The organism is Streptomyces sp. NPDC038707 (genome assembly GCF_040636485.1).
In the GTDB taxonomy this organism is placed as follows: domain Bacteria; phylum Actinomycetota; class Actinomycetes; order Streptomycetales; family Streptomycetaceae; genus Streptomyces.
Window position 1 is genome coordinate 83,809 of the sequence record NZ_JBEZUP010000001.1, and the last position, 17,654, is coordinate 101,462.

The window sequence follows — 17,654 nt, forward strand, 5'->3', positions numbered from 1 at the left end:
AGATGGCCATCATCACCCCTCGGGCACTCCAGGCCGTCATCCTGGGCAAGCGGGATGACGAGATGATCTGGGTCAAGGTCAAGGACCCAACCGGTCACCGATACTTCGGGCGGGTGGCTGATCTGCTGGCCACACATCCCACCGACTCCGCCAAGTCCATGGTCACCATCCAGGCTGACGATGGGGAGCTGGTGCTCGGCGTGAAGGTGAGCCAGCTGGAGTGGTTCGACGTGCGCAAGCGTCCGGACGGGCACTGACGGGGAGGGGTGCAATGGCTCGCTATAGCACATCTGCGGGCGTGCGCGGTATCGCCGGCGAGAGCGGTGATCGTTGGCTCCCCGGTGACTCCGGCGCCTGGCTACGAAGCGACAGTAACGGCCCGTCGTACGTCCTGGAGAAGCGCACGCGCAACTCGAAGGACGAGACGCGCGACACCGGTTGGTACCTCTACGACGACCAACCGAACGGGTTCTTCGGCGAGTGGTGCGGGACCCGCATTCTGGAGGCCGTTGACAAGGCAAATCAGATGATCAACGAGGCCACCCGCGGGGAGAAGTACGGGGAGGAGTACCACGAGGCGTGGGGGCTGGGTCTCAAGGTCACGGAATATCGGGCGGAGTTGAGCACCAGACAGTCCTAGACCCCAGCGCCACCTTCCCGGCGCCGGCAGAGCGACCCACTCCCCCTTGGGTCGCTCCCGCAGAGCCCTCTGCCACCCCCCGGCAGGGGGCTCTGCCCTGTCCGTGCCAGCACAAGGCGACTCGGCACCGCCTCTCCACTCTGCCGAGTCGTCCTGCGCCTGCACGGGCGAGCCATGACCTACGGAGAGGTGGTTCTCATGGCGAACATTGAGCTGCTGCACAAGGTGTTGCAGCACATCAAGGACACCCCGACGGAGTATGACCCGGTGCGTTGGCACCGCGACTTCGCCGGCTGGACGTTGCGCTTGGCCCTTCCGGGCGTCGAGGCCCGAACGGATGACGTGGGCACCGAGACGCTGTACGACGCGGACGGCGAGCGTATCTGGATCAGCGACATCGGTCCGCGGGCGCAGGCGCTCTTGGGTTTGACCGCCAGCCAGGCGGCCTGGCTGTTCAGTGGCGTCAATGCCGCGGACGACCTGGAGCACATCGTGAGCGCCATCATCGCGGAAGCGAGGGCAACGGCGTGATCGAGAACGACACGCTGGCCCCCTGGCTGCACCGGCGCTTCGGAACGCGTGGGCAGCACGGTCAGAGCTGGGACGCCCTCAGCGACGAGGACAAGGCGTACTGGGAGCACGAAGCCCGAGCGGTGCGCCGCGCAGTCGAGCGCGGCGGCTTCAAGCGATCTGAGGAGTCCGCATGATCGAGCTGAGCCTGACCAAGGCCAAGGAGCTCCTGGACCAGGCCCTGGCGGACCTGGAGCGCTGAGACTCCCGCTGCCCGGAGGTGTAGGCGAAGCCCTCCGGGTGGCGGGGCAGGGCATGACGAAGCCCCCTGGGGTGCAGATACAGGCAGGCAGCCTGCCCCAGGGGGCTTCTGGGCCTCCAGTGGCGATCCGGAGACCTGCCCACCCCCCGAGGCAAGGAGTACCCCTCGGAGGGTAGACCCGCCCCGGCCGTGGCCTGCTGCCAGGCGGGGACCCTGGCCGGGGCGGGCGTCTAGCGAGCGCCTCTATGGCACTTACAGCGGCACCGTGGCCGCAGGATGATGCCGTGGGAGTGAGGCAGCTCGACATCCTTGGTCTGCCGACACTCGGCGTGCAGGTCTTTGTACTCCGGTTCCTTTCCGAGAGCGCACTCGACGGACAGCGAAGCGCCGTCGTCGTCCACGATGGTCATTGGGGCCCCACCGGCCCGTCGGGCTGAGCGATAGCCAGAGCGCCGGTCATCTGGAGCATGTGGAACACGAGATGGGGTCGCCCGTGGGCCGCCGTCTCCGTCGCGTGAGCTGTAGCCCACAGCTCGGGGCGGCCCGGCTCGCCGGAAGGTAGCGGCATCTTCACTCCACACCCCCTGCACTCTGCTGAGTACAGGGGCGGACCGTCCAGCACCAGCTCGAAGGACGTTCCGCCCTTCATCGTCGGACCTCCGCCGACACCGGGCGGTGCTGCGGGCACTCGCACGGCGGGTACGCCGTCGTCATCTCGAAGTGCTTGATCGGCTCGACTACGCGCGGGCCAGAGTCTTCGATGATCTCTCCGTTGCGGATCTTGTACACCTGGATCGTCATGGTTCCGGGTTCTCGACTCGTCATCCTTCGCCGCCTCTCCTCGGCTCGGGGTCGTGCATCGATCATCGGGCGGTACGCAGAGTGCTCGTGCACGCACCGAGGGGACACAGAGGCGTCTTCGGCGATATGTTGCAAGTGCTCGAAGTGCAAGGAGGAGAGGCCTTGAACACAGCGCTGCAATCGGCTATGGACGACAAAAAGGTACGCCCTGGACAGTTGGCGGCCCGGCTGAGCGTCTCGGTGGACTCAGTGAAACGATGGCTCCGCGACGCGGGTACCGCACCGCACCCGGGTACTCGCGCGCAGGTCGCCGAGTTCCTGGGGGTATCGGAGGAGATGCTTTGGCCAGCCGTTGCCAAATCCGTCGTCAAGACCGGCGCGGACCGAGAAGTCGTCTCGGTCTACCCGTATCGCTCAGCCTGCCCCAAGGCAGTCTGGGCAGAGCTGATCGAGCGAGCGCAGAAGGAGATCTTCTTCGCCGGCTACACGAACTACTTCGTGTTCCTCGAACAACCGCACTTCCATCGGACGCTACAGGAGAAGCTGGAACAGGGCGTGCGGGTGCGCTTCCTTCTGGGTGACCCCGAAGGGGCAGTCACCCGGGCGCGAGAGCAGGTCGAAGACGTGGCGCTCAGCGTGTCCATGCGCATCAGGATCGCTCAGGAGAACCTGGCCAAGGTCAGTCACGAGGGTCTGGAGGTGCGGTACAGCTGCGCCGAGGACGCGACGAACCATGTGGGCCTCTCGGTCTTCCGCTTCGATGAAGATGCGCTGGTCTGCCCACACCTGGCCCGCCTGGTTGGGCACGACTCGCCGATGATGCATCTGCGTAAGAGAGACGCCAACGGCATGTTCGACCGCTTTGCGGAGCACGCCGAAGAACTGTGGGACAGAGGCCAGCCAGCCCGGTAGCCCACCACAGACCGAAGCCCCCTGGTTCCGCCGATCGGGGGGCTTCGCTATGGACGGTAGACCGGTGGGTTCTTGCCGGAGCGCGGCTCAGTAGGCCGCGTGGGGTAGCTCCCCAGAGGGTTCGAATCCCTCGCCGTCCACTCAGCCCGGCCCGCACGACGGGGAGGCCGGGTTGTCTCGTACGACGAGGGGAGAGACGACGATGTCTCTGGCCGTATCCATCCACAAGCGCAGCGTCTCCGTGCCGGCCGAGGCCCTATCTCCTCCCGGGAGCGACGTCGGGTGACCGTCGCAACCCCCCACGCATCCGCGCAGGTCACGGCGGGAGCCGTAGCCCCGTGGCGTGAGTGCACCCGGCTTGCCCTACCTGGCCGGATGACACTCCGCCCCCCAACACACCACGCTGAGTGGTGCTTTGGAGTGATCACCCACCGCGCCGAAGGGTCCTCCATTCGGCTAGGTTTTGGGCAAGGCTTGTCTTGCGAGGGTCTAGACCATGATCCACCGCGCAAACTGACACTGCCTACTGCTGCCAAGCTGATAAAGGGGACCCTTCGCCATGCCTCCCAAGAGGAAGATCAACTTGCCAGACCACGTCAGAGCCGCCGTTCTGGCGGACATCGCACTCACTCACGAAAGCGCCGTCCGGGCCGAGGAGAACGACAAGATTCGCATCTTCCTCGCGACCGAGCAGGGTCTCGACACGTACGAGATCGCCGACGAGCTAGGCGACGTGTCCCAGCAGACGGTCAGCCGCTGGGCGCGTCAGGGCAAGGAGATTCTGGAGCGCCGCGAGCGAGAGAAGAGAGAGCGTGAGCAGGGAAGTAATCCAGCTGGCGAAGATCCTGTCAGACCCAGAGAACGCCAACCGATCGGCTGAGGAAGTCGCCGACCTGGTCCTGAAGAAGATGTACGACCTGGCCGTCTCCACGGCCAAGGCCGAGATCAGGGCAGAGACCAGATCCGAGATACGCAAGCAGATCGCCGAGAGAGACGCCGCGGTGCGGCGTCTCGCCGTAGTCGGCCAGATCTCCTTCGGGCCCCAGGAACCGACTCACACGGTCGTCCTGGGGCCCTTCTATGCTCCGCAGCTGGTGGACACTGAGGAGCAGTTCAACGCCGCGGTGGCGAAGCCGTGCACGCCGGCCCGGGAGGCCGGGCAGAACCTCGCCTGGGACGCCAGGAGCGGCACCGGCAGGGGTCGCTTCCTTCTGGCCCCGGTCTTCAATACCCCGAGGCAAGCCTGGGACTTCTACCGCGGCCAGAAGGCCGCGCCGGTCATCGCCCAGGCCCTGGCGGACATCCCGCCGAAAACGATCAAGCCTGTGTGCCTGTGCGGGCTCCGTGACGACGTGGTCTGTCACGCGCACCCAGCAGGCCGGTAAGGAGCAGCTATGCAGGACGGGGACGCCATACGGGCGCGGGCCGACGAGGCCGGCGCCGAGCTGCGCAAGCTGCTCAGGGACAAGCCCGAGGCGAAGATCGACATCACGCTCGTTCCGGCCAGGCCGAACCCTGCGGTGTACCGAGAGATCCTGGAAATCCTGTTCGGGCCCGAGGACGTCACCCGGACGCCATAATGCCGACAACGAGGTGGTCCCAGCCGCGCGGCCAGGCGCGGCTGGGACCTGAATGCCAGTCGTGAAGGGACTGACGTGACCCAGAATCTCATGAGCGCCATCGATGTGGCGCAGCAGGCCGTGCAACCCGGTCAGCTCCGGGCCGTGATCTACGCCCGTGTCTCGACAGAGGAGCAGGCCAAGGGCTACGGCATCGAGGCCGGCGTTAAGAGGGCCAAGCGGTACATCGAGAAGAAGGACTGGGCCTACATCACAACCTTCGCCGATGAGGGAATCTCGGGTTCCTTGGACTGGACGGAGCGGCCGGACCTCAATCGGCTCATGGAGATGGCTGTTCAGGAGCCGCGTCCCTTCGATGTGGTCGTAGTGCCGGAAGGCCGAGTGATCGGCCGCGCTGACCGCGCGTACTACCCCTGGGTGTGGAAGCTCGAAGACCACGGAGTCTTCGTAGCTGACGCCAAGCTGGACATCGACAACACCACGGACGAGGGCCGCGACAAGATGCGCGAGGAGGCGAACTACGCCTTCAAGGAGTACACGCGCATCCGGACCCGCACTCAGAGCGGCGTGCAGGAACACGCCGAAGAAGGTGGATACCCGGGCGGCTACGTACCTTTCGGCTATCGCATCAAGGACATGGGCAAGAAGAAGATGAGTCGGCTCGTCCTGGACGTCTGTGAGCACGGCGAGGGCTGCACTCAGTACCACGAGATTTCGGTAGCCCGCCGCGGGCGGGAGCTGTTCGTGGAACACCGGAACTGGGTGAAGGCGGCCGATCTGCTGAACGCAGAGCAGTTGTTCACCCGAAGCGGCGTGCCGTGGTCGGACGCTAACCTGCGCAACATCCTGACTGGGGACGCCCTGCTGCATTCCCGAATGGTCTTTCGCCGGCCGGACCGCTCCAAGCTCGACCGGAACGGTAATCCCCTGTACGGCGAGACCGTGGTTATCGACCTTCCCCCCGCCTTCACAGACGACGAAAAGGAGGAGCTGAAAGAGGCTATCAAGTTGGCCGAGAAGGGGCCTGCTCTCGGTCGCGGGCGGGTCTACATGCTCAGCGGTAGGCTCACCGGCCCTTGCGGAAGCACGTATACGGGCTGGAATCCCACCGGCAAGCGCGAAGCCCGGTACCGGTGCGGCAAGCGCGGCCACAAGTGCCAGATGATCCCGGCCGAGGCGCTGGAGAAGGACGTATGGCGCCGCGTGCGGGCATCCCTGAGCGACTTGGAACGCTTGGAGCAGGTGGCGGCTGACTGGATTGACCAGTCAGCCCAGCGGGATGTGAACTTCGAGGACCGCATCAAAGACCTTGACGCCAAGATTGAGCGACAGAAGAAAACCATCAAGGTTACACGTACGGTTGCGATCAGCGAGGCTCTGGATCGCGGTCTTGATGAAGCGGAGGCCGTTGCCGAAGCGACTGACGCCGTCCGGCCCCTGAACAAGCAGCTGGCCGACCTGGAAAGGCTGCGTAACGAAGCCGCAGCCTGGCAAAAGGAGGCATCGGAGGCGGTGATGAGGGCCGAAGACCTCGTCAAGCTTGCCAGGGCCGCCCAGGAGCGATTCGGGCGTCTCTCGCCCGAAAAGCAGGCTCGACTGCTCACGCTGCTCGAAGCCGAGATCACAGTGACGGGGCCGATTCCGCGGGGAAAGGGCGGCGTGCGCTGCTCGCTGATTGCGTGGTTCCGTGAACACGGACACCAGGTTCCGGACCTGACCGATGAAGCCTGGGATCGCGTGAAGGACATCGTTCCTGCTGCGCCAGGCCGGGATCCCCGGCGGGCGCTGGCGGGGATGCTGGAGAAGGTCCGTACGGGTGTCTCCTGGGGCAAGCTGCCCAAGGAGTACGGCGACGGCGAGGCGCTGCGGAAGGTCAGTCTGGAGTGGATGGACAGCGGCCTGTGGCCGCAGCTCATGGAGCGACTGAAGGGCCTACCGGGCGTGGAGCCGTACGACCCCACGCCGATCCCGCCGACCCACATCCGCCTGTGGGTCATCCCGGAATTGCTGCTTGGAAGTAATGTTCACTCGAACGAACCCGGGTCACCCCGAGCATGAACGTGAACATCACCGTGAGGATGCCGATGATCGCCCCGACCGCGATCACATCCGCCAGCGCGTCCAGGCCGACCGACTTGAACGCGTCGGAGAAGCCGCTCTCCTTGTCGATCTCCTTGTAGTTCTGCATGCCCGTCAGCACCAGGCAGGCCGCCACGTACAGCACCATCGAGATGACCAGTGAATAGACGATCGCCTTCGGCATGTGCCGCTGGGCGTCCTTCGACTCCTCGGCCGCCGTCGACATCGCGTCGTAGCCGAACACCGCGAAGAACACCGTCGCCGCACCCGTGAACGCCCCGCTGAGCCCGTACGGGAAGAACGGGTGGTAGTTCCCGGTGTCGATGTGGAACACGCCCACCCCGATCACCAGCAGCACCACCAGCACCTTCAGGGCGACCACGAACGTCTCGAAGCGGGCCGCGCTGCGGATGCCCAGGTTCAGCAGCCAGGCGATGAGCAGACACAGCACGGCCGCGAACAGGTTGACCCGGTGCCCGCCGCCGGTGCCGGGCGCGCCCAGCATCCACTGCGGCAGATCGGCACCCATCTCCCTGACCAGGAAGCCGAAGTAGCCGGAGATGCCGATGGCCACCACGGACACGATCGCCGTGTACTCCAGCAGCAGGTCCCAGCCGATGAACCAGCCCGCGAACTCGCCGAGCACCGCGTACCCGTAGGTGTAGGCCGAGCCCGCCTTGGGGATCATCCCGGCGAACTCGGCGTACGACAGCGCCGCGCAGGCGCTCGCCACACCGGCGATCAGGAAGGACACCAGCACCGCGGGCCCGGCCGTGCCATTGGCCACCGTGCCGGCCAGCGTGAAGACGCCCGCGCCGATGATGCCGCCCACCCCGATCGCGGTGAGCTGCCAGAGCCCCAGCGACCTCTCCAGCCGGCTGCCCTTGCCGACCTCGGTCTCCTCGATGTGCTCGATGGGTTTGCGGCGGAGGATCCCCTCACCCGTGCGGAGCCTGCCCATGGGTCTCACTCCTTCGCCGACGGCAACGGCTGACGGCGGATCATGATGTCCCAGCACCGCTGCCCAGGGAAGACGCCACGCACGGCCCGGGGGCCGTCCGGGTACGGGGCACACGTCCGCCCCGCCCGCCGGTCCCGGCCGGGGTGTCGCCGCCGGCGGCTACGGCACGACCGTCACCGGCCAGCGGCCCGCCTTCACCAGGCGGATCGCCACCGAACCGATGATCCGGTGGCCGGCCTGCTCCGACGCGCCCACCACCACCGCGTCCGCCTTCAGCTCGTCCGCCGCCTTCACCAGCCCGCCGTACGGGTCGCCGCGGAAGGTGTGGAACTCCCAGCGCACCTCGAATATCCCCTTGACCCGCTCGGCCGCCTCCCGGATCTGCGCGATCAGGTCCTCGGCGATCTCGTCGGTCGTGTCGGCCACCGGTGCCCCGAGCGCCGCGCCCGCCGCGAGCACCGGCTGCACGTACACCACGGCCAGCAGCGCGTGCTGGCGCCGGGCCAGGCCCCCGGCGTACGCGGCGGCGCGCAACGAGGAGTCCGAGCCGTCCACGCCGACGACGATGACCTTCGGGCCGTCCGTGCCCCGCTCGAACGTGGGCGAAGGCTGTTCGTGCTGTTCCGTCACGCCCCGAGGCTAGCGGAACGCGCAGTTCCAGCCCATGGCAGGGTCCGTCCGCCGGGTGGGTGCGGAGGTGCCCGCCGGCTCCGCTGTCCGGGTGCATTACCGCCGCCGCACCGACGGCGTTGCGGTGCGGCGGCGCCCGGCCGGGCGACTGATGGGTCATGCAGAAGGATCAGTTGTTCACGCGGCGCCGGATGCTCCTCGCCGGCGTCGCCGCGCTCGGTTCGGCCGGTACCGCGGGAGCCGTCCTCGCGGGCGACGGCGAGGAGACCGTCCGGGCAGTCCGGCCCCCCGCCCCGGGCCCCCAGGCCCGCCCGGCCCTGGGCCCCTCCGCCTTCCGGCTCCGGCCGATCACCGGCTACGGGCCGCCGCGCACCCCGCCCCGCAAGCTCAAGGTGCGCGACGAGCCCATCCTGCGGATCTCCGGACGCGGCCGGCACATGGTGCTGACCTTCGACGACGGCCCCCACCCGGACTACACCCCGCACATCCTCGACACCCTGGCCCGGCACCGCGTACGGGCGATGTTCTTCGTCTGCGGGGAGTGCGTCGTGGACAACCGGGAACTGCTGGCCCGGATGGCCGAGGAGGGCCATGTCGTCGGCAACCACACCTGGACCCACCCGTTGCTGACGACCCTCGGCCGTGCGGCGATCCGCTCCGAGATGGAGCGCACCAGCGACATCATCGAGGACACCTACGGCGACCGCCCCCAGTGGTTCCGCGCGCCCTACGGCGCCTGGAACCGGGCCACCTTCCAACTGGGCGCGGAGATGGGCATGGAGCCGATGGCGTGGACCGTGGACACCACCGACTGGATGGAGCCCGGCACCGCCACCATCGTGGACCGGGTGGAGAGCGGCGCCGCCCCCGGCGTCGTGGTGCTCTCGCACGACGCCGGGGGCGACCGTTCGCAGACCGTCCGCGCGATCCGCGAATGGCTGCCCCACCTGCTCGACTCCGGCTATCAGCTCACCGTGCCGCGCCGACGGATGTGAGGGCCCGCCGGGTCAGACCACCGCGGCCAGGCGGGCGAAGACGACGACGTTCCCGTCGTAGCCGTTCTGCTTCGAGAAACCGCCTCCGCAGGTGATGACCCGCAGTTCCGGGGCGCCCTTGGAACCGTAGACCCGGTCGCCGGGGAAGTCGTTCTTCGCGAAGACCTCGACGCCGTAGACCTCGAACACGGCGGTCCTTCCGTCCTGGCGTGCGACCTCGACCTGGTTCCCCTTCTTCAGGGCACCGAGGCCGTAGAACACGGCGGGGCCCCGCTGGTTGTCGACATGGCCGACGATGACCGCGGTGCCCTTCTCCCCGGGGGACACCGCGCCGGTGAACCAGCCGGCCTGGCCCGGGTTCTCCGGCGGCGGCGCGGCGACCCAGCCGTCCGGGTCAAGGCCGACCTGTACGACGGGCGCGTCCACCCGGATCGCCGGGATGCGCACCCGCTGCACCGGCGAGAACGGCAGCGCGGCGGGCGCGGGCGCGAGGGTGCCGAGGGTGGCGTGGACGTCCGGGGCCGCCGCCGAGGCGGGCTGCGGCGGCCCGACGTCGAACTCTCCGGAGCCGTTGCGGATGAGGGCAAGCCCGGTCAGCAGCACCAGCGCTATCACGCCCCACGGAGCGCGCCTCTTCCGCCGTTCCTCCTCCTCGGCAAGCCAGGCCGGCTTGGACGCAGACATTCGCCATCCCCTCTCGACGCGGTCGCGCCACGTCCCTCGCGCATGGTCCGGCGCGCATGGGAAAACGCTAAGTCCCGCGCGGGCGGCGGGCGACGGGGCGATCGGCGAACGGGTGGCCGGCCGCGGGCCCGGTGAGCCATCCGAGTTGCCGTCCCCAGGTTTTTTCTGACGGTCCGTGACCTGCGGCAATATCCGATCATGCGCTGATATGCCGGTGTGTCGGCTCACCAGGACGGACCATTCTCGACATGCGGGCGTGTTCCGCGCGCCCGAGGGTCGTGCCGGGAGGTGAATCTCGCCGATCCACCGGGGACGGGACCCGGTGACCTCCCGCGGAGGATCACATGCGCAACCAACGTGCCCTGACGGCGGCGTGCACCACGGTCGCCGTCCTCGGGCTCGCCGTCCCCGTGGCCGTCGCGGACGGCATGGGCAACGGAGGCGGGCCGAGCGGCACCGACACCACGGTCATCGTCCCCGGCACCGGCAACATCGGCACCTTCAACGGCAACGGCGTCTTCCCCGGGAACGGCAACGCCAACGGCAACGGCCACTTCAACGGCAACGGGAACGGGAATTTCAACGGCAACGGCAACGGAAACTTCAACGGGAACGGGAACGGGAACGGGAACGGCCGGGGCGGCGAGGGGAACGGACGCGGGGGCGAGGGCAACGGGCGCGGCGGCGAGGGGAACGGGCGCGGGGGTGAAGGGTTCGGGAACGGCCGTGGAGGGGAAGGCGGGGGCAACGGCCGCGGGGGCGAGGGCAACGGGCGTGGCGGCGAGGGACCCGGCGACCGGGGAGGCGACTTCGGGCACGGGAACGGAGGCGAGGGTCACGACGAGGGCTTCGGCAACACGCACGACATCTTCGTCACCCCCGACGTACTGCCCGCCGGAGGCCGCCTCACCATCATCGTGAACGGCTGCCGGGGCGGCACCGCGAGTTCCGACGCCTTCGGCACCGTCCGGCTGGAGTCGTTCCGTGACGACACCGCGCGGGGCGTCGCCTTCGTCGACCGCGACGCCCGGCGCGGCCGGTACAGCGTCACCGTCCGCTGCGACGGCCGCACCCTGACCCGCCGGGACGCCTTCACCGTGCTCGGCGGGGTCAACGGCGGCCTCGGCGGCAGCCGGACCAGCGGCGCGACGCCCACCGACATGGCCATCGGCGGCGGGCTGGTGACCGCGGCCCTGGTCGGCGGGGGCGCCTTCTGGCTGCGCCGCCGGCACGAGAAGGGGGTCTGATCCCACGGCGTGCCCTCGAGGTCAGGGGCCGGTGCGGCCGTCACCGCGCCGGGCATCCGCATGACGACAGGCCTTCGCCCCGGTTCCGCGTTCCGCGGGGAAGCGGGGGCGAAGGCCTGTCGGTGGCCTGAAGTCAGCCGCCGGCGCCCGGGAACATCGTCAGGAACGGTTCCGCGGTCACCGCGATGCCCCGGCTGAACGGCGCGTCGAAGTCCCAGATGAGGAACAGCATGAAGGCGATGGTCGCCGAGAACAGCCCGGCCAGGGCCAACTCCCTTCCGGTGCGCCGGATCTGCAGCGCGAACACCATGCCGATGGTGATCAGTCCGCCGGTGATCAGGCCCCACCACACGACCGGCGGCATGGTCACCCCGGTGGAGTCGGCGCGCGCGTTGCGCTCCTGGTCGGCGGCGGCCAGCTGGTCCAGCAGCGGCTGGTAGGCCTGTGCCTCGAAGTCGTTCCGCGGCCGGTAGTCGGTGACGTCCGCCCGGACGCGGCCCAGGAGTTCGGCGCCGTGCTCGGTGACCTGCTGCTCGTCCGCCATCCGCCGCCACTCGGTGTGGACGACGTACCCGACGTAGGTCTCCACGTCCTCGCGGATGCGGTCCCGCACGTCCGGCGGGTACACGCGCACCCGCTCCGAGATCTCGTGCAGCGCCTGGGCCTCCGCCTGCACATGGTCCTGCGCCGCGCTGCGGGCCTCCCACACGCCCGCGATGGCCAGCCCCAGGACGATGGCGTAGATGACGCCGATCCACATCGTCATGTACTCGATGACATCGGGGGTCTCGCTGGGATCCTCGTCCTCGGAGGCCGTCCGCTGCCGCACCAGTGTGATGACGACGACCACGGCACAGGCCCCCGCCATCGCAAGGACGAGAACAAGCCAATCCGACAACGGATGCCTCCAGGGTGAGGGGCCGGCGCGTCAGCGCGGGCGCAGGGCGGCGACGGCCACGATCGCGGGGACGGTGATGAGCAGGACGTAGGTGACGGGAGTGGTGTGCCGGCGCGCCGGGCGGCGGACGGTGTGCGGGTGGTACACCGGGTAACTCACGGGGGTCACGGCGGGCCGGGGGGTGGGCGTGGGCGCGGGCGCCGGCTCGGGCGGGGGCTCCGGGGCCCGGGTGGGTGGGGGTGTGGGGGTGGGGGTGCGGATGGGGGCGGGCCGGGCGGGTGGCCGGGGTGCGGGCGTGCGCGTGGGTGACGGAGTGGGCGTGGGGGTCGGTTCCGGGGGAGGCGGCGGGGTCGGTGCCGGCTCCGGCGGCGGGGTGGGCTCCGGCGGGGGAGTGGGCTCCGGCGGGGGAGTGGGTGTGGGTGTGGGCGTCGGCTCGGGCGGGCACGGGGGCGGCGGTTTCGGGCAGGGCGGGTCGGGCCAGTGGGGAACACCGGGCGGGTGGGGCCAGTGGGGGTGGCCCGGTGGGTGGGGCCGGTGGTGACCGCCGGCGTGGGCCACCGCGACCGTGCCGTCCGGGCCCGTCGAGGCGTACGCGCAGGCGTCGGCCGACGCGCCGCCCGCCGGCCAGCCCACCAGGGCCCAGGTCAGCGTCAGCAGGGCCAGCACCCGTGCGGCGGGCGCGCGTCGGGTCACTCGGGGTCCATGCACGACGCCGATCATGAGGCGAGGGATGGCGTATGACCCCACAGCGGCCGGATATTGCTCCGAAAGAGGGAGATTGGGCGGCCGGACGTTTACCGCGCGAAAAGGGCGCATATGCCAACCACTCCGTCTGCCGGAGCCTTCACCGCGCCGTGGGAGAACCTCCGCCCGCCATTGGACGCGGCGCCTCCCTCCCCACGTACCCGTGACCGTGCGGCGGCGCGGACCGCGTGCGGACAGGACGCCGGCACCACCCTCGTGCCGGCGGCCCGGAACACCGGGGTCACGGTCGCGGCGGGCACGTTCACCGCGGCGGTCGGCCCCGGCCACTGCGCCACCACGTGATCGCCGGTCCCCGCCGCCGTCGCCGGCGTCGCCCCGGGGCTGCTCGGGGAGACCGTCGCGGGCCGCGCGGGCATGACCTTCCACCGCTTCGTGAAGACCGTCAACTGCCCGGCGCGTCCACACTTTCCCGGCCGGCCGGCGCGCAGGGCGGACAGATCACCTCCCCAGAGCCGATCACCCCGCCCAACCCGTCACGCACCGGGGTCGTACGGGCACTTGCCGCAGGCAGTGACCGGGAACGGATGGTCAATTTCCGTTTCGGGTCGCTCCTTTGGCGGGCGATCAGTAGCCTCAGCTCGAACACCGGATCGCCTTAACCTGTCCACGCTTTGGAGACATACATGGAGCGTCCTGCCTGGGCCCCACGCAGCATCGACATCTCGGTGCCGAGCGTCTCGCGGATCTACGACTACTACCTGGGCGGTTCGCACAACTTCGAGGTGGACCGGGAGGCGGCGCGCCGGGCCATGGAGTTCATGCCGGGCCTGCCGAAGGTCATGCAGGCCAACCGCGCGTTCATGCGCCGCGCGGTGCGGTTCGCGGCCGGCGAGGGCATCACCCAGTTCCTCGACATCGGCTCCGGCATCCCCACGTTCGGCAACGTCCACGAGGTGGCCCAGGCCGCCGCACCGGGCGCCCGGGTGGTCTACGTCGACCACGACCCGGTGGCCGTCGCGCACAGCGAGGCCGTGCTGGCCGGCAACGACGACGCGGACGTGATCGCGGCCGACCTGCTCAAGCCCCGGGAGATCCTGACCAGCCCCCGGCTGGAGCGGCTCCTCGATCTGCGGCGGCCCGTGGCGCTGCTGCTCGTTGCCATACTGCACTTCGTGGACGACGCGGACGACCCGTACGGCGCGGTGGCCGAGCTGCGCGAGGCGCTCGCGCCCGGCAGCCTGCTGATCCTCACCCATGCCACGTACGAGGGAATCCCGTTGCCCGCCGAGCGGGCCGAGGGCGCGGTGGACGTATACAAGGACATTCGCAACCCGCTGATCATGCGCTCGCGCGACGAGGTCGCGCGGTTCTTCGAGGGGTACGACATGGTGGAACCCGGACTGGTGCAGATGCCGCACTGGCGCCCGGATTCGGCGCCGGAGGACGAGGATCCGTATGCCTTCGCCGGATTCGCCGGTGTGGGGCGTTCGGCGTGAGCGCGGAACCGGACGGGCCGGAGGACAGACTGCGCCGGCTCACGACCATCTGGAGCCGGGCGGTCTACCCGGTCACCTCCACGTCGCTGATCCGCGCCGAGTTCGCGGAACAACTCCTTCCGCTCGCCCGCCGGCTGAGCGAGCTGCTGCGCGCCCGCAACTTCGACGCGGACGCGGCGAAGGCGGTCGGGGCCGCCCTGGTCGGCGCGCACTGCACCGACCCCGAGGCACTGGTCCGCACCCTGGACTGCGTCGACGCCTATCTGGTCCTGTACTGCGGCGAGGACGGCCCCCAGGACGAACTGCGGCTGCGCTCCTCCCGGTTGCAGCACGCGATGGCCGCCGGCTACGCCCAGGCGCTGCGCGAGCGCACCCGCGCCGAGCAGGAGGCCATCGCCCAGGCCGCGTTGCGCGCACAGGGCGTGGTCGCCCAGGCGCTGCACGCCAGCGAGGCCCGTTTCCGCGCGGTCTTCGAGGGCGCCGCCATAGGGATCGGCATCGCCGACCTCGACGGCAACGTCCTCCAGGTCAACGAGGCGCTGCTGCGCATGTTCGGCCTCTCGGAGCAGACGCTGCGCGGCCGGCGCGTCCAGGACTGGGTCCACCCCGAGGACGCCCCGCAGATCCACCGGCTGTACGAGGAACTGGTGCGCGGCGAGCGCGAGCACTACCACGTGGAGAAGGCGTTCAACCGGCCCGACGGAACGGTCCTGTGGACCAATCTGACCGTCTCGCTGCTGCGCGACGCCGACGGCAGCCCGCAGTACCAGCTCGCCCTCATGGAGGACACCACCGAGCGCCGGCTGCTCAATCTGCGGCTGCGCTACGAGGCCACCCACGACGCCCTGACCGGCCTGCCGAACCGCACCCTGTTCTTCGAGCGGCTGGAGAAGGCCCTGAACGCGGGCGAGGGCCAGCGCTTCGGCCTGTGCTACCTGGACCTGGACGGCTTCAAGACCATCAACGACAGCCTCGGTCACGCGGCCGGCGACCGGCTGCTGGTGGAGGTCGCCGACCGGCTCCAGTCCTGCGCGACCGCGCCCGGCGAGATGGTCGCCCGGCTCGGCGGCGACGAGTTCGTGGCCCTGACGACCGGCCCCGACACCGAGCGCGGGATCGACGAACTCGCCGAGCGCATCATGAACGCGCTCGTGACCCCCATCAGCATCGACGGCCGGGACCTGCTGGTCCGCGGCAGCCTGGGCATCGTGGAGGGCCCGGCCGGTGAGCGGACCGCCGCCGAGGTGCTGCGCAGCGCCGACATCACCATGTACCGGGCGAAGTCGGCGGGCGGCAACCGCGCGGAGACCGCCGACCCCGAGGCCGACGCCCGCGCCATCACCCGGCACGGTCTGACCACGGCCCTGCCGACCGCCCTGGAACGCGGCGAGTTCTTCATCGAGTACCAGCCCCTGGTGCACCTCGGCGACGGCAGCGTGCGCGGCGCCGAGGCCCTGGTGCGCTGGCTGCACCCGCAGCACGGGGTGCTCGGCCCGGACCGGTTCATCCCGCTCGCCGAGCACACGGGGCTGATCGTGCCGCTCGGCCGCTGGGTGCTGGAGGAGTCGATCCGGCAGGCCCGCGCCTGGCGTGAACGGCACGGCGGGCAGTCCGGCCCGCTGCGGATCAACGTCAATCTCTCGCCCTGCCAGCTCGGCCACCCCGGGCTGGTGCAGGACACCGTCGACATCCTCGAACGCGCGGGCGTCGCCCCGGACGCGCTGTGCCTGGAGGTCACCGAGTCCGCGCTCATCGGCGCCGACGACGACCTCCTCAAACCTCTGCGCCGGCTCGCCGAGATGGGCGTCGACATCGCCTTGGACGACTTCGGCACCGGCTACTCGAACCTCGCCAACCTGCGCCGGTTGCCGGTCAGCATCCTCAAGCTCGACCGTTCCTTCACCCAGGGCATGCAGCGCTTCCCCGCCGACCCCGTCGACCTGAAGATCGTGGAGGGCATCGTCTCCCTCGCGCACAGTCTCGACCTGGCGGTCACGGTCGAGGGCGTGGAGACCGGCGCCCAGGCCGAGCAACTGCGCATCCTGGGCTGCGACACGGCCCAGGGCTGGTACTACGCCCGCCCGGGTCCCCTGGAGCGGCTCCACGACCTGACCCTGGTCGACGCGACGGGCTGACCGGCGCCGGGCCCCCGCGCCCCGCCGGTCCTTTCCGCATGCGCGACGCCTCGCCCGGCGCGGGGCCTCCCGCGGAACCCGGGCGCGATGACGGCGGCAGGCCGCACGACCGGAAGGACGCCCCGTTCCCCGGGGCGGGGCCGCCGGGCCGGCCGGCTACGCGTGGGTGCTCCGGAGCGGCTGGGCGGCCGGACGGCCGGGGTCCGTCGCGTCGGTCCGCCGCCTGCCCGTGGGCGGGAGCGGCCCGGCGGCCGTGGCCACGGGGGCCGGCGCGCCGGCCCCCGCGCCGCGTGCCGTGGCGGCCACGCGCGTCGCCGACCGTACCAGGGCCGCCGCGGCCAGGGAGCGGGACTGCTGGGGCCAGGCGACGGACAGGACCGAGGGCGGCGCGTCCGTGACGGGCCGGTAGACGGCCCCGGGGCGCGGATAGCGGCCGGCGACGGAGGCCGGGAGCACGGCGACCGCGTCGCCCAGCGCGACGCGGGTGAGCAGCTGGGCCAGGTCCCGGTCCGCGCTGCGGGTCTCCTCCAGGAACCGGTGCAGCTTGTCGGGCCGCAGGCCGAGGTCGGCCAGGGTGACCCGGTCGCGGCCGGCGAGGGGGTGGGCCGAACCGAGGGCGACGACCCGGCCCTCGGCGAGCAGGGGCTCGCTGTCCAGCCCGGTTCCGTCGAACGGCTCGTGCAGCAGCGCCACATCGGCCTCCCCGCGCCGCAGCAGCCCCGGCTGTTCCTGCCACGCGCACAGCCGGACCGTCACCGGGAGGGCGCCGGGCCGGGCGGCGTAGTGCTCCAGGAGGGGCTCCAGCAGGCCCGCGTCGCCGTCCGCCTTGACCGCCAGGACGAGTTTCCGGCCCGGTCCGGCCGCGCGCCGCGCCCGCCGTCCGGCCGCCTCCAGGGCGTCCAGCGCGAACCGCGCCTCGGGCAGCAGCGCCTCGCCCGCCTCCGTCAGCGCGACACTGTGCGTGGTCCGGAGGAACAGGGGCACGCCCAGCTCGGCCTCCAGCCGGCGGATCGCGCGGGACAGCGGCGGCGGGGAGATACCCAGCCGCTCGGCGGCGCGGGCGAAGTTCAGCTCCTCGGCCACGGCGACGAAGTAGTGCGCCTGACGGGAATCCATCCC

General features: G+C 70.3%; 19 protein-coding genes and 1 pseudogene. 13 read left to right on the top strand and 7 right to left on the bottom strand.

Translation table 11 applies throughout. From position 1 onward, the window contains the following. Nucleotides 1-2 precede the first annotated feature (2 nt). From AB0E62_RS00475 to AB0E62_RS00490, 4 genes are all read left to right on the top strand, one after another. Nucleotides 3-257, top strand: coding sequence for a hypothetical protein (locus AB0E62_RS00475; RefSeq protein WP_362185808.1), 255 nt, complete (start codon nucleotides 3-5; stop codon nucleotides 255-257). Between the two features lie 14 nt (nucleotides 258-271). Beyond that, on the top strand, nucleotides 272-640 hold the full coding sequence (locus AB0E62_RS00480) for a hypothetical protein (RefSeq protein WP_362185811.1): 369 nt from the start codon (nucleotides 272-274) through the stop codon (nucleotides 638-640). A gap of 198 nt (nucleotides 641-838) precedes the next feature. Continuing rightward, a complete protein-coding gene (locus AB0E62_RS00485; protein WP_362185814.1) occupies nucleotides 839-1,171 on the top strand; it encodes a hypothetical protein in 333 nt (110 codons plus the stop codon). Then, a complete protein-coding gene (locus AB0E62_RS00490) occupies nucleotides 1,168-1,347 on the top strand; it encodes a hypothetical protein (protein WP_362185817.1) in 180 nt (59 codons plus the stop codon). The genes AB0E62_RS00485 and AB0E62_RS00490 overlap by 4 nt, the downstream gene beginning before the upstream one ends. A gap of 710 nt (nucleotides 1,348-2,057) precedes the next feature. On the opposite strand, the gene AB0E62_RS00495 is transcribed toward AB0E62_RS00490, so the two are convergent. Next, nucleotides 2,058-2,213 (bottom strand): hypothetical protein, encoded by a 156-nt coding sequence (locus AB0E62_RS00495; protein WP_362185820.1) that lies wholly within the window; start codon nucleotides 2,211-2,213, stop codon nucleotides 2,058-2,060. Between the two features lie 162 nt (nucleotides 2,214-2,375). On the opposite strand from AB0E62_RS00495, the gene AB0E62_RS00500 reads away from it, so the two are divergent. The 5 genes from AB0E62_RS00500 to AB0E62_RS00520 all read left to right on the top strand — a co-directional run bounded on the left by AB0E62_RS00500 (nucleotide 2,376) and on the right by AB0E62_RS00520 (nucleotide 6,763). Then, entirely contained in the window at nucleotides 2,376-3,125 is a 750-nt protein-coding gene (locus tag AB0E62_RS00500; RefSeq protein ID WP_362185823.1) for an XRE family transcriptional regulator, read from the top strand. Between the two features lie 559 nt (nucleotides 3,126-3,684). After that, a complete protein-coding gene (locus AB0E62_RS00505) occupies nucleotides 3,685-4,005 on the top strand; it encodes a helix-turn-helix domain-containing protein (protein ID WP_362185826.1) in 321 nt (106 codons plus the stop codon). Beyond that, complete coding sequence (locus AB0E62_RS00510) at nucleotides 3,938-4,510, top strand: hypothetical protein (protein ID WP_362185829.1); 573 nt, start codon at nucleotides 3,938-3,940, stop codon at nucleotides 4,508-4,510. The genes AB0E62_RS00505 and AB0E62_RS00510 overlap by 68 nt, the downstream gene beginning before the upstream one ends. 9 nt (nucleotides 4,511-4,519) lie before the next feature. Further along, nucleotides 4,520-4,705 carry a hypothetical protein gene (locus AB0E62_RS00515; protein ID WP_362185831.1) on the top strand — a complete coding sequence of 62 codons (186 nt, stop codon included), beginning with the start codon at nucleotides 4,520-4,522 and terminating at the stop codon, nucleotides 4,703-4,705. Nucleotides 4,706-4,795: 90 nt separating this feature from the next. Continuing rightward, nucleotides 4,796-6,763 (top strand): recombinase family protein, encoded by a 1,968-nt coding sequence (locus tag AB0E62_RS00520; RefSeq protein WP_362186901.1) that lies wholly within the window; start codon nucleotides 4,796-4,798, stop codon nucleotides 6,761-6,763. On the opposite strand, the pseudogene AB0E62_RS00525 reads toward AB0E62_RS00520, so the two are convergent. Together AB0E62_RS00525 and AB0E62_RS00530 are read right to left on the bottom strand one after the other, a co-directional pair. Beyond that, nucleotides 6,741-7,745, bottom strand: a pseudogene (locus AB0E62_RS00525) (amino acid permease); the annotation flags it as partial. The gene AB0E62_RS00520 and the pseudogene AB0E62_RS00525 sit on opposite strands and share 23 nt — an antisense overlap. A gap of 159 nt (nucleotides 7,746-7,904) precedes the next feature. Continuing rightward, a complete protein-coding gene (locus AB0E62_RS00530) occupies nucleotides 7,905-8,375 on the bottom strand; it encodes a universal stress protein (protein WP_362185834.1) in 471 nt (156 codons plus the stop codon). 158 nt (nucleotides 8,376-8,533) lie between these two features. Between AB0E62_RS00530 and AB0E62_RS00535 the strand changes: the two genes are divergently transcribed. Beyond that, on the top strand, nucleotides 8,534-9,370 hold the full coding sequence (locus tag AB0E62_RS00535) for a polysaccharide deacetylase family protein (protein WP_362185837.1): 837 nt from the start codon (nucleotides 8,534-8,536) through the stop codon (nucleotides 9,368-9,370). A gap of 12 nt (nucleotides 9,371-9,382) precedes the next feature. Here the strand turns inward: AB0E62_RS00535 and AB0E62_RS00540 are convergent, their stop codons facing one another. After that, nucleotides 9,383-10,054: a class F sortase gene (locus AB0E62_RS00540; RefSeq protein WP_362185840.1), complete on the bottom strand. Its 672-nt coding sequence runs from the start codon at nucleotides 10,052-10,054 to the stop codon at nucleotides 9,383-9,385. Nucleotides 10,055-10,398: 344 nt separating this feature from the next. On the opposite strand from AB0E62_RS00540, the gene AB0E62_RS00545 reads away from it, so the two are divergent. Next, nucleotides 10,399-11,301 (top strand): hypothetical protein, encoded by a 903-nt coding sequence (locus tag AB0E62_RS00545; protein WP_362185843.1) that lies wholly within the window; start codon nucleotides 10,399-10,401, stop codon nucleotides 11,299-11,301. A gap of 133 nt (nucleotides 11,302-11,434) precedes the next feature. On the opposite strand, the gene AB0E62_RS00550 is transcribed toward AB0E62_RS00545, so the two are convergent. Then, on the bottom strand, nucleotides 11,435-12,199 hold the full coding sequence (locus AB0E62_RS00550) for a hypothetical protein (protein ID WP_362185846.1): 765 nt from the start codon (nucleotides 12,197-12,199) through the stop codon (nucleotides 11,435-11,437). A gap of 30 nt (nucleotides 12,200-12,229) precedes the next feature. Then, nucleotides 12,230-12,358: a hypothetical protein gene (locus tag AB0E62_RS00555; RefSeq protein WP_280117772.1), complete on the bottom strand. Its 129-nt coding sequence runs from the start codon at nucleotides 12,356-12,358 to the stop codon at nucleotides 12,230-12,232. 1,229 nt (nucleotides 12,359-13,587) lie between these two features. Between AB0E62_RS00555 and AB0E62_RS00560 the strand changes: the two genes are divergently transcribed. Then, complete coding sequence (locus AB0E62_RS00560; protein ID WP_362185849.1) at nucleotides 13,588-14,400, top strand: SAM-dependent methyltransferase; 813 nt, start codon at nucleotides 13,588-13,590, stop codon at nucleotides 14,398-14,400. Next, nucleotides 14,397-16,535, top strand: coding sequence for an EAL domain-containing protein (locus tag AB0E62_RS00565; RefSeq protein ID WP_362185852.1), 2,139 nt, complete (start codon nucleotides 14,397-14,399; stop codon nucleotides 16,533-16,535). Before AB0E62_RS00560 ends, AB0E62_RS00565 begins: the two co-directional genes overlap by 4 nt. Nucleotides 16,536-16,691: 156 nt before the next feature. On the opposite strand, the gene AB0E62_RS00570 is transcribed toward AB0E62_RS00565, so the two are convergent. Further along, nucleotides 16,692-17,651, bottom strand: coding sequence for a LysR family transcriptional regulator (locus AB0E62_RS00570; RefSeq protein ID WP_362185854.1), 960 nt, complete (start codon nucleotides 17,649-17,651; stop codon nucleotides 16,692-16,694). Nucleotides 17,652-17,654: the final 3 nt, after the last annotated feature.